The 13,900-nt window shown below is 38.9% G+C and carries 12 protein-coding genes; all 12 read right to left on the bottom strand.

The annotated features are described in order from the left end of the window. Positions 1-396: 396 nt before the first annotated feature. Positions 397-1,047, bottom strand: coding sequence for a nicotinate (nicotinamide) nucleotide adenylyltransferase (nadD, locus tag WYK_RS21445; protein WP_040376470.1), 651 nt, complete (start codon positions 1,045-1,047; stop codon positions 397-399). A 19-nt stretch (positions 1,048-1,066) separates the two neighbouring features. After that, positions 1,067-2,533, bottom strand: coding sequence for a nicotinate phosphoribosyltransferase (locus WYK_RS21440; protein WP_040376476.1), 1,467 nt, complete (start codon positions 2,531-2,533; stop codon positions 1,067-1,069). A gap of 18 nt (positions 2,534-2,551) precedes the next feature. Beyond that, entirely contained in the window at positions 2,552-3,097 is a 546-nt protein-coding gene (locus tag WYK_RS21435) for a cysteine hydrolase family protein (protein WP_040376469.1), read from the bottom strand. Positions 3,098-3,146: 49 nt separating this feature from the next. Beyond that, positions 3,147-3,944, bottom strand: coding sequence for an NUDIX domain-containing protein (locus WYK_RS21430; protein WP_235782581.1), 798 nt, complete (start codon positions 3,942-3,944; stop codon positions 3,147-3,149). A 204-nt stretch (positions 3,945-4,148) separates the two neighbouring features. After that, entirely contained in the window at positions 4,149-4,775 is a 627-nt protein-coding gene (locus tag WYK_RS21425; protein ID WP_040376468.1) for a YesL family protein, read from the bottom strand. A gap of 25 nt (positions 4,776-4,800) precedes the next feature. Continuing rightward, positions 4,801-6,888 (bottom strand): glycoside hydrolase family 52 protein, encoded by a 2,088-nt coding sequence (locus WYK_RS21420; protein ID WP_051387825.1) that lies wholly within the window; start codon positions 6,886-6,888, stop codon positions 4,801-4,803. Positions 6,889-6,959: 71 nt separating this feature from the next. Beyond that, complete coding sequence (locus WYK_RS21415) at positions 6,960-7,853, bottom strand: carbohydrate ABC transporter permease (RefSeq protein ID WP_040376467.1); 894 nt, start codon at positions 7,851-7,853, stop codon at positions 6,960-6,962. Positions 7,854-7,872: 19 nt separating this feature from the next. Beyond that, positions 7,873-8,751: a carbohydrate ABC transporter permease gene (locus WYK_RS21410; RefSeq protein WP_040376473.1), complete on the bottom strand. Its 879-nt coding sequence runs from the start codon at positions 8,749-8,751 to the stop codon at positions 7,873-7,875. 111 nt (positions 8,752-8,862) lie between these two features. Beyond that, entirely contained in the window at positions 8,863-10,158 is a 1,296-nt protein-coding gene (locus tag WYK_RS21405) for an extracellular solute-binding protein (RefSeq protein ID WP_040376466.1), read from the bottom strand. 104 nt (positions 10,159-10,262) lie between these two features. Beyond that, positions 10,263-11,033: a response regulator transcription factor gene (locus tag WYK_RS21400; RefSeq protein WP_040376465.1), complete on the bottom strand. Its 771-nt coding sequence runs from the start codon at positions 11,031-11,033 to the stop codon at positions 10,263-10,265. Then, the gene (locus tag WYK_RS21395; protein ID WP_040376464.1) at positions 11,026-12,768 is read right to left on the bottom strand and encodes a sensor histidine kinase; all 1,743 of its coding nucleotides are present in this window, start codon (positions 12,766-12,768) and stop codon (positions 11,026-11,028) included. Before WYK_RS21395 ends, WYK_RS21400 begins: the two co-directional genes overlap by 8 nt. A gap of 71 nt (positions 12,769-12,839) precedes the next feature. Beyond that, complete coding sequence (locus tag WYK_RS21390; protein WP_081704996.1) at positions 12,840-13,895, bottom strand: CapA family protein; 1,056 nt, start codon at positions 13,893-13,895, stop codon at positions 12,840-12,842. Between the last annotated feature and the right edge of the window lie 5 nt (positions 13,896-13,900).

Genomic DNA, 13,900 nt, shown 5'->3' with positions numbered 1-13,900 from the left:
TTTCTGTGCGCTTGAAGCTCTTTTGTGTGCGGAACCGGGCAAATTGTGTGCGCTTCAGACGGTTTAGCGTGCGGAAGGCTTGATGCGGGTAAGCATAATTATAGTTGTGGGGGGTTTGAAACAGTGTCCTTAAGCTGGATCCGAGTTATCCTACATGGCGGCATAAAGGCAAATACACTATTTTTAACAAACAAATCGCCTTCCAACCTGCACTGCTGAAGGTTTTTTACCCTCTTAGCCTTCTTTATGTGCGAATGGGAGCTAAAAGTGTGCGGAACAGAAGAGTTTCTGTGCGGAAACGGGCAAATAGTGTACGGAAGGTTTGATGTGTATTATTTGCATTACATATTAGTAAAGGCCGTCAAGGATTTCTCGACGGCCTTACTAGTATAGTAATTATGATAATTCTCTCTGATACAGCCCTTGCTCCATTATATATTGGTAACATGGATCAGGTAAAAGGTATCTAGGTTCGCCTCCTGCTGCCAGTTCATCACGGATGTAAGAGCTGCTGATTTCCATTTGCAATCCTTTATCGATTAGATGAAACTTCCTGCCGTCATCGGCATTGCGGAGCAGTGGACTTTTAGAGATGGCTTTTAACATATCAATCCCATCCCGTGCCATGACGATAAATTTATGATTAGCTATCAGCTTTTCTCGATGTTTCCAGCGTTTATGAATGGGCAGATCTTGATTGTCTATCTCAACAAGAAGATCTGCTCCCATGATGAAATATAGCTCATCATTTGGGTATACCTCTGTAAAATATTCCATCGTGTACCAAGTGTACTGCTTACTTGTACCCGCAAGCTCGTTCATTTCATAATCACTCGCTTCAAACTTATGATTATCTGCTATCGCCATTTGAAGCATGTTCCAGCGATGATCATTACTTGTTTTCATCTGCTTATCAATTCGGTTATTGGCACATGGAAGGAAAATGACACGGTCAAGCTTCGCTCTATTAGCGATCGTAGACGCTGTCCATAAATGGACATTAGTGACCGGATCAAAGGATGATCCGTATATTCCTATTTTGCCCATTGCTTCTCCCCCTACAAGATTATTTTACTTGCAGACGCTCTTGAACCTTTTGTTTAACTTCTTCAATGTTTTTCATTTTATTGTCCCAGCATTTTTGACTCAAATCGACGGGATACTCTTCGGGATGCAGGGATCGCTTGTATTCATTCCATAACAGCTCAAGATTTTCAAAGGTATATTGTTGAGCCGCTTTAAGGTCCGGTAGTTTGTAAACCAGCTCTCCTTTAATAAATATGTCCTTATGAAGTTCTTTTGCTATAAAATTGGTAACAAATTTACTTACATAGGTGTGAACAGGATGAAACATTTTCAAGCGCTCTTCTTCTTGTGGGTTTTCCTCCTCAAGTGCAATATAATCACCTTCTGCTTTTCCGCTGCTGCTATTAATAATTCGGTAGACACGCTTAAGACCAGGTGTGGTGACTTTCTCTGGGTTACCAGAAATCTTTATTGTATCGATCATGGTTCCATTTTCATTCTCAATCGATACCAGTTTATAGACGGCTCCAAGTGCCGGTTGATCGTATGCTGTAATTAGTTTCGTACCGATTCCCCAGTTGTCTATTCGTGCGCCCTGAGACTTTAAGTTAATGATGGTATATTCGTCCAAATCATTAGAGGCGGTTATCTTTGCATCCGGGAAGCCAGCATCATCCAGCATTTTTCGAGCTTCTTTAGATAAATAAGCAAGGTCGCCGCTGTCTAGACGTATCCCTTTGAAATTAATCTTGCTTCCTAGTTCCTTGGCCACTTTAATAGCGGTTGGTACACCCGATTTCAAGGTATCATAGGTGTCCACTAGAAACACACAGTCTTTATGGGTTTCAGCATATTTATGAAAAGCCTTGTATTCATCTTGATATGCCTGAACTAATGCATGTGCATGGGTACCAGCGACCGGTATGCCAAACTGCTTACCTGCCCGAACATTACTCGTCGCATCAAAACCGCCGATAAAAGCGGCACGCGTTCCCCAAATAGCAGCATCCATTTCCTGAGCTCTTCTGCTTCCAAATTCCGCTGTTTCTGTGCCAATTACCTGTTTAATTCTTGATGCCTTAGTTGCAATCAAAGTTTGATAGTTGATAATATTCAACATGGCTGTTTCAATAATCTGCGCTTCAGCAAGGGGTGCTTCAACACGCAATATAGGCTCATTTCCAAAGACAAGCTCCCCTTCAGACATCGCTTTAATCGTACCAGTGAAGGTCATATCTTTAAGATATGCTAAGAATTCTTCTGAATAGTGAAGTTCATCCTTTAGATAAGCTATATCACTATCAGTAAAATGGAATTTCTTAATATACTCAATTACTTTTTCAAGTCCAGCAAAAATGGCATAGCCATTTCCAAACGGAAGTTTACGAAAATAGAGTTCAAAAACAGCTTTTCTTTGATGAATATTATCTTTCCAATATGTCTCTGCCATATTAATTTGGTATAAATCTGTATGCAATGCCCATCCATCATCATTGTATTGCTTCATGACTTTCCCCTCTCCCATTTAAAGAATAGTTGCTCCCAGACTGCCTTCAAAATGACCCAACGCCCATTCGTGACCTGCTTGATTAAAACTTGCCACAGCATCCTTATGAACCGTAATTTTATACCCTTTATTATAAGCATCGACTGCAGTATGCAAGACGCAAATATCCGTGCAGACACCGATTAAATGAAGATCTGTGACACCGCGTTCACGAAGCCAGATATCCAAATTGGTCCCAGCAAACGCAGAATAACGAGTTTTATCCATATATAAGACCTTTTCGGAATTCTTATTCTCTTCATAGAATTCCGCTAAACCACCATATAATTCACGACCTTTTGTTCGAGCTAGATTATGTGGAGGGAATAATTTCGTTTCAGGGTGAAATGGATCATCCTTCACATGGACATCAATTGCAAGCACAACGTAATTTTCCGTATCTAGAAATTCTTTCGTCAATGAAACCACTTTCTCTTCAATTGCTTCACCTGGTTTTCCTACTGGAAGAGCACCATTCACAAAATCATTCGTGTAATCAATATTAATCAATGCTTTTTTATTCATCGCCCGACACTCCTTTTAGATAAAGTAATGGTTAATCTATAGAGCCCGCTTATTTATAAATACTTTTTATAGGAATATAATCTGTAAAACGATAGAGCTTTGTTTTAAATTTCGAGTTTCTTTGTGTCGTTTTATGACTATTATCTTTATTAAGAACTGCCTCAAGAAACGGAAATTTAGGTGCTTTTCTCCAGAAAAAAGGTTCAGACTTTACCACTTCATTCACAATATCCCCGGCAGTACAAAGAATAACATTACGTAGTTCTGACAAGGTGAATTCTTCTGGTAGGAACTCTTTTGCTAAGGTAGTTTGAACCATATCCAATCGAATTTGCGCCAATGCATCCTCAATAATATATCTGTGGTCAAAAGCAAGTTCCTGATTAAGCGCATCCATTACTTCAAGGACTTTGACGTCTGCTGCATCATCTCCCGCTTTTCGATTCTCTAAAAGATGTTCAGGTACGACCGCATAATGAGCATTGGTAATCATCCAGCCCCGCGGATCGCGTCCTTCCCTGTCATACACCCCAAAATGCTTTAAATGAAGACCTCGGATGTCTGTCTCCTCCGCTAACTCACGTGCTGCCGCTTCAATAGCTGTTTCTTGCGGATCAATAAATCCCCCAGGCAGCGCCCACTTGCCTCCCTCAATATTGGGTGAACCATCAACATTAGATCGAGCTCTTTTTATAAGAAGAATCCTTAACGAACGGCCATAAACTGCTGCTTCGTCATGAGTAATTGTAAAAATTGCTATATCACTTGTATATCCATCAGGCGTACGATATTTTTTTACATCGTACTCCTTTAAAGCTTCTTTAGGATCAATAAACTCATCCAGCAAAATATCACCCCACTCCTATTCATTAATGATTAACTAATTGTTAATTGTATTATATATGGTTTTTACTAATTTTACAATAATTTACTTATGTATTTTTAAAGTTCCCCTTTACTCTGCCGACATATTCAGAGCGATATAAACTAATTAATTACCCTACATACTCATTTAGTTAAACAAAAAAGACTCACTAGGAGTCTTTGTGTTCTAGATTGATTCCTTTTGACGACTTTCAAGAGAAGCAAAGCTCTTTAATGCGAAGAACATCACGAGAACTGTGATCAATGATATTCCAAATAATGGGATTATACTAGGCAGCAGCCAATAGATAACACCTACTGCACATATGGTTATCATCATCAAGAAAAGGTGCAATGGATTAACAATTGCTATCAGCAGCGCATTTTTAATTTGCAAAAAGAAGGATTGTTCAAAATGTACGTAAACCGGAAAAACGTACAGGATTATAGCAGTAAGCAGGAAGATTACTATGATAAGCGGCACAGTAAAAATAACCTGAATCAATCCGCCCACACTTTGCAAAAAAAGAAAATCAGCAAGTAAAAAACAAGCAGATAACAACAATAGAACACCGAGTTTATTGGCTGAAAAAAATTCTTGTTTATATGTGGACACAAATACAGGGAATATCGCAAATTCAGCTTCCTTCAAGAACCATTTTCTTACTACGGTACAAATAGCAATGGTCGCTGGCATGATCCCAAATAGTAGAAGACCTGCTATAGAAAAAACGATCCATAATAGATTAATATAAGCTATTTTTGTGATCCAGCTGCAAAGAGTGTAAAAACCGCCTGCGGTTGTTTTATCCATTGTTGTCACCTCCTCCATCCTTTAGTTAGGATCCAATGCGGCCTTCATCCAGCCAAAGAATGCTGGTAACACCTCTAGGATAATATTTACTGCCGGAAATTTCGCCCGAGATAATCTGATCACTCCAGCTCCAGATTGATAATTCAGGATGCGTCAGCCATTCTACATGGGCTTTATCAGCTCTAACACCTGCCTCGTCCCAATCTTTGCCTAATATTTCTCTAGCAATAAATTGACACAAATAAATTTTACTCAGCCATGAATTATTGCTGGTCGAGGAGATTTTCCAGCCTCCATCCTCAAAAAGGCAAATTTCTTCTGTCATAATCGTATCAAAGTGCTGTTTCAGCGCCTGAATATATGGACCGAATCGGCCGTTCTCATCCAAAGCTTCATGGCAATTCATATAGTAGGGAAACACCAGCCCCTCGATAGCCGGGATAATTTTCGAATCATTTCCTTCACCAAGAATTGCTGGAATATATCCAGATGGAGTCATATAACTGACCATAGTTTCCGAACATTTCTCTGCTTGTTCTCCAGCAATCCTGCTGAGTTCAGGAAGATCAATTTCATTAAATAATTTTTCTAGTGCAATATAGGAAGCCCAGCATTTTCCTGCCAAGTATAAATTATTACGGGCCTGTCCTAGCGAAACATCAAGGCTGTCATAGGTTGTAATTTCCGCTCCACCCATCACTCTTGAAGAATCCAATCCCATGATGCCATTCCTTTTATTCGGCTCTGGGTGATCTCGATTCAGCATACTATGGAAACAGGATTCCAAGGTTTCCTTGTTTCGTTGTAACCAATCATAATCCTGAGTTTGCTCCGTATATATAGAGGCACAAAGAATCCAATTGACAAGCTGTTCATGAGTCATATGGGAGAAACACCCGTCAATACTGTATAACTCATAGGAAGAGTACTGCGGCCTAGAAATGGTATTCGCTACACCCATGTCATGAGTAAAAGAAATTCCTCCATCATATTCTTTTTCCTCACCGGGAAATCTCACTCGATCGTGGTAGCTAAACCGCTTTACAAACATATCAAGCTCATTTTTTACTGTCCAAGGATTCATTTTTAATTCAAAAAATACCTGATCGACGGTCAAGTCAAATGTATTCATCATTCTATATTCACCTTCATTTACAACCCAGAAAGGCTTTTCATCAGTATTGAGGAGCTGCGTTGCTCCATAATAACTGCGAATCGAATGATTCAGCATAAATGTTTGATCATCGGATAAATGGGCCCCCTCTGTTAATTGATTTGCCTCGATCGCTGAATCCCTTAACAGCTGGAAATCATTCAGTGTATAGGAGGCTACGTCCTCTATAGAAGAAAAGTATTTACTATAATAATAGGAGCTGTCCATTCCTGCCGTCACTAGTCCTCCGCGATAAAAGCATAATGCGAATTGATAGGTACGAGATACACCCGCAGGTACGTCCATAATCAGTGCTCCGACTGAACCAAGACCGAATGTCCAATTTTCTTCTTGTGTTTCCGTTAAAATATTTTCTATACTAAAATGCTGCGCAGATTTCACACTAGAATCATTCGTAGCTATAGCCGTTAATCGCCCCTGCGCAACTCCCCTTACGCCTGAGCCAGTATCATCAAGACGCCGCATGGAGCTATAGGGATCATTGCCCTGGTATCCAAAAAAGGCACGCCGAGGTTTTGTGCTTCCTGTATTGTTAATCGTAAACTCTGCAAGAACTGCCGGAACAAGTGTCTGTTTCAATTCCTCCTCACTGGCTGTCTCTGGATTTGGAACTGATTTTACCTGTGAGTAGATGGTGAAACTCAAATCTCCAGCAGCCCACGTATCTGTCCCAAGCTTGAAGTCACGTTTAATCACGTCTTTGGGAAAAGAATTCAGAATTCGTGGTTTATCAGGATTAGGATCAGGATTTTCAATATCATATCTTTTACTTTCATCTTCATCAGGGAGAGAGAAAAACGGGAGTGTATCATACATCCCTTCCTTAGCGAGAGACTCCGCTCCAATAAAAATATTCTGCTTTGGTGACCGGCCAAGTTCTAAATCAAACCCTCCCCCGTTTCCTGGAAAGCCTAAGGTAAAACTTGAAAATGCGCCAATAGGAGAATGATGTGCATTAAAAAAAGGTTTTCAGGCATTCTTTTCACCACTTTCTTAAAGTTTGTTGTTCCCTACCCTTTAACAGATCCCGCTGCGATTCCTTCGACAATCCGGTTGCTCATTACTAAAAAGGCTAGTAATATCGGTAGAATACTTATCATCAACGTTGCACCGATTGCTCCCCAATCTGTGGTATATTGACCAATAAAGTTTTGGATGCCGACGGTTAAAGTTTTATATTTCTCTGAACTAATAAACGTATTAACAAAAACAAATTCATTCCAGTTATAAATCATGTTAATAATGCCTGCTGTTGCCATGACTGGCATCGACATGGGTAAGGAAATCCGGAAAAAGATCCGGTGGACAGAAGCCCCGTCCATTACTGCAGCTTCTTCAACCTCTTTCGGAAGTGTTTGATAAAAGCCCAATAAGATCATAATCGTAATTGGCAAGTTAAAAGCTGTGTATGACAAAATGATGGATAGAGGGTTATCAATCAAGTTAAGTTTAGAAAATGTATTGAAAAGAGGAATCAAGGTTGAATGAACCGGAATCATTAGTCCGACCATAAATAAACCCAGAACCAGTTTATTCAATTTCCAATTCATACGCGTTATTGCAAAAGTCACCATACTGGCTAGTAATACCGTTAAGACTACGGCAGATACGGTATACACCACACTATTAAGAAAATATTGACTGATATTTCCTTCTGTCCACACCCGCACATAATTTTCCCATTTCGGATCTGCTGGGAAGGACAACGGTGACATATTAAATACTTCCTGATTGTTTTTTAGTGAAAAAAGAAACAGCCAAACGATAGGGAATATTTGAAAGATCGCTAGGATGATTAATACCACATATAAGAAACCGTATGCGGCCTTATTCCCCACCGATGACAAGGGTGTACTTGATTTTTTTACAGGTAGTGCACTTGATTTCGTTTGTAATGTGCTCATTACATTTCCTCCTTTCACCTTAGTAATTCACGTCTTCTTTAGAAGCAGTAAGCTTAGTGATCACCCATGTAACCACCAAACAAATAATTAATAGGAAAAATCCAATTGCACTTCCATATCCGAAATCAAATCCTCGAAACGCTTGATGGTACATATACGAAGCCATCACTTCACTTGAACCATTAGGTCCCCCGTCGGTCATGACATAGATTAAATCGAAATACTTTAAGGAACCTACTACAGCAAGAACAATCGTAATCTTGATTACGTTCATAATCAGAGGCAGCTTAATTTTCACTGCAATCTGCCATGCGCTTGCGCCATCAATCTTCGCTGCTTCAATTAATGATTCGGGAATATTTTTAAGGGCAGCGTAATAAATCAATATATAAAACCCTGCATATTGCCAAATGATTGGAATAAAAATCGCATATAAAGCGATTTTGGGATCTGCAAGCCATTCTGGCGTGTTTTCTACCCCCATCGAGGTCAATAAATTATTTAAGATTCCATTCGTTGGATGATAAATTTTTAACCATAACTGGGCGATGGCTACTGATGCGAGCAGCATGGGAATTAAATAAATTTTCCTGAATAGGTCAGCTCCCCTAATTTTTCCTGCCAGGATAATTGATACCAGTAAATAGCCGATTAAGCTAATCGCTGAAAATAAGGCCAGTAAAAAGGAATGATAGGCACTACCCCAAAACTTTGGATCTTTAATCAGACTGGTATAATTCGCAAGACCAATAAAATCCATCTTCCCAATTCCATCCCATTTCATTAACCCATAATAACCTGTCAGAAGAATGGGGACATAAATTAACGCAAGGATTAACAATAATGCTGGGAGTACATATATCGCAATTATTTTCTTATTTGACATCACATTGTTCACATTCATTCAACTCCTTCTATAAAAGACTGAGCACACTTCCTGCTTTAAAAAAGGAAAGGACATCCCCACTATATTGCGGCATGTCCTTTCCTCTATTTGCCTGCCGTCAGCTTATTCCTTAGATAGAGCTTCCTCATGCTGTTTTACATAATCATCAGGTGTAACTTCCTTACCGAACAGTGACTGGATCAGATTTAAGTGAGTCTCTGCGACAGATGCATTCATTTGTACATCGGCAAAGAGTGTTAAATTGCTGGCATTATTTAAGTCAGTTAATACATCAATATACAATTTAGGTAGATCAACCTTTGCAGTATCTACTTTTGTTGCAGGTATTACCCCAGCATTGGTTACTGATTGCTCTCCCCATTTCTCAACGAAGAATTTAACAAAATCTTTTGCATCATCTTTTACCTTTGAATTTTCAGAAACGAACATCCCTACACCTGGACCGCCAACCCAGCTGTTAATGTCCCCTTTTCCACCTTCAACAACAGGAAACTTAAAGTATCCGATATTATCCTTAAATTCTTGAGCTATTTCTTCATTTGTTGTGAAATTCGGCAGTTCCCATGAGCCCATTAAATACATAGCAGCCTTTTCATTCATGAATTCTGATTTACCTTCGTCATTCGACAGACCATTAAAGCCTTTAATAAAGCCTTTTTCATCCACTAATTTTTGAATTTCTTCAGCCGCTGTTTTAAGTGCTGGATCTTCAAATGAACCTGTACGATCAATAGCTTTTGTTAACACTTCTGAACCGCCGATTCTATCAGCCAAATACATATACCACAGCGACCCTGTCCAGCGGTCCTTATTGCCAAGTGCTATTGGTGCCACACCTTTAGCGGCAAGCGTTTTCACAATGGTTTGAAACTCTTCATATGTTTCAGGAACTTCTAAATTATATTTAGCAAAAATACTCTTATTATAGTAAATTGGTGCAATATTTAATTCTAACGGAAGACCATATGTTTTTCCTTTAATCGCAAAGGCTTCAGTAGTACCAGCAACAAATGATTCCTTTAATCCACCGTCTAAAACGTCATCAAGAGGTGCAAATAATTCACCTTTTACAAAGGGTTCCAAATAACCAGCTGCCCATGTAAACCCTACATCTGGGAGCTCATTGGATGAAGATAATACTTTAATTTTATTTTTATATTGTTCATTATCTAAAACTTCTACTTCCACCTTTATGTCCTTGTGGTCTGTTTCGTATTGTTTAATAATGTCAGTTACAATTTTATTTTGCTGTTTCGAGCTTCCTGCAGGCCAAAGATGCATGAATTTTATTGTTTTCTTCGTATTTCCACTTGTTTCTTCTGAACTAGAACAGCCAGTAAGTATTGAAAATACCGCTAACATGAGCACCAATAATAATGTATGCGCTTTCTTATTCATCTTGAATCCCCCCTTGAATTGCTTACACTCAAAGTTTACCATCATTACTAGTCAAGGGTAAGGACACAACGATTGGGGAAAACCCCATTATCTTTAGACCCTCATCATACATTTTTTCGATATTTACTGGGAGTCAATCCTTCATGTTCTTTAAATAATTTTATAAAGTATTTATCGGTTTTATATCCTACTGCAGCCGATATATCGGCTATTTGTAAATCGGTACACATAAGTAATTTCTTAGCGGCTTGCAGCCGTTTCCGTGTCACATATTCACTAAAGGTCACATTCATTTGTTCTTTAAACAAGAAACTGAAATAGCTCGAGTTTAAATGAACAGATTGTGACACATTCCTCAGACTCAATGGTTCGTTTAGATGTTCATTTATATACTGACAAGCTTCTTTTATCGGTAAGCGTGTTTGATCGTTTTTAACTTCAATATGAAAGAGATGTTCGTCAATGACTTTTTCAATAACGCCGTTTCTTTCTATTCTTTCTTCGTCCACCAAGGCCTGTTCAACTGCCTCAATCAATTTTTGTCTATTCAAGGGCTTTAATAAATAATTCTTCACCCCAAGCTGTATCGCTTCCTGGGCATACTTAAACTCTGAATAGCTGGAAATGATAATGACTACCAGATCTTTCCCCGCATTCTTCAAACTTTCTACCAACATTAATCCGGTAATTTCAGGCATACGGATGTCTGTAATTAACAGATGAATTTTATCTTTCTCAATTATTTCCCTTGCTTCTTGACCGTTCTCTGCCTGAAGGATTTGATACCTTCCCGCTGACCAGACTTCGAGCATTTTAGCTAAACCTTTTCTAGTATTCGGTTCATCATCTACAATTAAAATTCTTTTTTCAGCCATCATAAAAGCCCCTTTTAATAGGTATTCTAAAGGAAACGCTGGTCCCTTGGCCTAATTGACTCGTTATTGAGATTCCTGCCTCGGGGTCATCATTGTAGTAGAGGCGCAGTCGCTTATTGACGTTTACAAGTGCCATCCCGTTCTTCTCAAACGAAAAATCTGTCCCCTCAATCGATTCTTGAATACTTTCAACTGTTTGTTTATTCATCCCTGGTCCATCATCAATCACAGAAATTATTATGTGGTTTGAAAATTCTTCTAAATTCACAAACACGGTACCTGTACCTAGTTGATTTCCAATACCATGTAGAATTGCATTTTCCACTAATGGTTGAATAATCAGTTTTGGTATTGCGATCTTTAAACTATCCTCTGGTGCGGTTATCCGCCAAATCAAGCGATATCCAAAACGCATTTTCATTAGTTTCATATATCTTTCAATTTGTTCTAGCTCCTCTCCTACCGTAACCCAATCATCCTTCTTGGGATGACTAATCGTGTACCGAAAGAGATCTGACATGGCAACAACATTCTCGGCAAGCTCTTCCTCTTCCTTTTCTATGAGTGACCAGTATAAGGCGTTCAGCGTATTATAGAGGAAATGTGGATTTATCTGGGCTTGTAAGGCTTCCAATTCAGTTCGACTTCTCATTATTTCCTTTTCATAGACAACTTGAATTAAATAATTGGTTTGCTCGACCATATGATTATATGTATGATTTAATTCCATAATCTCAACCGTTGTTGATGTATCAGGATTTGTTACCAGTTCACCCTCTTTCGCGTGTTTCATGACTCTGGTTAAGTTCAAGATTGGTTTTGTTATCATGGTTGAAATAAATATTGATGAAAAGATAAAAATGAGAAAGCCAATAATACCAGATATTAAAATGGCAATCTTTAAACTAGTAAATCCTCTAGTAAGTGCATCAACGGGTGTTAAGATAAAAAGAGTCCAACCCGTGATATCTGATGTATTCTTAACGATGAGAAAGTCCTTCTCATTGACGCTGATGGTTCGGCGGTATTCATTGGCGAGCATCTTAATGTTCCCCTCATAACTATTAATAATCGGGTTTGCACTACGATCTAGAAGAATATGTGCCTCTTCTCCCTGATTTCCTCCTTCTATCTCTAAAAAGTGTAAATAACTGCGTTCTATTCTGACCAGCAGATATCCACCGCCGGAAAACCATTGGTTCATTAAGCTGACTCTGCGTATGGCTAAAAAGGAGTTGGGATATTTCAAGTCCTCTCCAATCCAAACCAGCTGTCCTTTTGCCTTATCAGCCCTTTCAATCAAACTCGGATTAATTCGGGCATCTAAATCTTCTTCATCCAATGGAAACAACCTGTCTCTGTCAGCTGTATATAGTTCGAAGGATTGAATACCACTGGAATAGGCTTGGAATGTATTAACTACTTTCATTAATGATTGACGCTGCTGGATACCCACTTTTTCTCCCTTCATAATATTCTGCATAAGCGTCTGAACGGTTTCATTGGTTACTACCTGATTAGTCAGCATATCAATTTGTTCATATAACGTATCAAATCTCCCATTAGCCTGAACTGCGGTTTGTTGGATTTGCTTTTCAGCATTCGTTTTAAGCATGGCTCCCACTAAATTAAAGGTTAAAATGCTCACGATCCCTAGAACAATAATCATTACAAGGATAAAGACAATGGAAATTTGATTTCTTAATGTATTAAATGGGGCTAGCTTAGCTTTCATAATTGTATGCCTCTCTTACCATATTCTTTTTACCCCAATCTTTAGATGAGAGAATCCCATAATAAGAGACCTTACCTTTTACTAACCTTTCCACTCTTGCTAATCTTCGCTCGGGGTGATAAACGATTCAGCTTCTTAATTACTTTCTGATTATAGGCATCGTTCATCAGCTTTGGCTGTCCATTTATTATTTTCGCAGGGATAAGCTTAATACCTACTTTGTTTTGATCAAAGGTTAACGTCGCCATCATCGTTTCCGAGCTTTTATCGCTAGATGATGTGAACACAAAATTACCCATACTATAGAAAATTGGTGCATTTTTATAATAATCAATTCCCATTAACGTATGACTATGACTGCCTACCACCGCATCGACTCCAGCATCAATAAACTTCTTCGCCATTTCACGGGCATATGGCTCAGGGTAATCCGTGCTTTCTTTGTTCCAGTGAATCATGACAATCGTATAATCAGAGCTTTTCACTGCTTTCTTCACATATTTCATCATCGGTTCAGTTGAATAGCCGCTTGCCAATCCTGGTTTAGATGCTCCTGCAATCCAGCTTGTTTCTGGAAGAACTCTGCTGATGCCCAAAATCGCAATTTTCTTCCCTTTAATTACTTTCTGATACACCTGAAACGCTTCTTTTTCATTCTTTCCTGCACCGCTATAACCGATTTTGTATTTTTTCAAATTAGTCATTGTATCAGTAAGTCCTATCTGTCCGTAATCCAGCGTATGGTTATTCGCTAAACTAACCATGTCAAAACCTGCATTATACACGCCCTTTAATGTCCCCGGCTTAGAGCGGAACGTGAACTGCTTTGATTGAGCGGTTCCTCTAACAGTAACTGACGTTTCTAGATTTCCTGCTGTAAGATCACTTTTCTTCAAAAACGGTCCCACTGATTTGAAGGGGTAATCAACTCCATACTTTTTAATCTTTTCCCCTACACTCTTATCCAATAAAATATCTCCCGTAACCGTTACCGTTATTGGCTTATATTTGGGTGATACAGATTTCCCCGGAGATTCACTACTCGCAGCACTACCTTCTTTGATAAAGATTACTAGTAATAAAATCACAACAATAGAACTGGCTAGGTAAAGTCTATTTTTATTCAATTCGC

Origin of the sequence: Peribacillus psychrosaccharolyticus ATCC 23296 (assembly GCF_000305495.1) — a bacterium.
Classification (GTDB): Bacteria; Bacillota; Bacilli; order Bacillales; family DSM-1321; genus Peribacillus; species Peribacillus psychrosaccharolyticus.
Note: the sequence above shows the minus strand (reverse complement) of the source record. Positions and strands in the feature narration are given on the sequence as shown.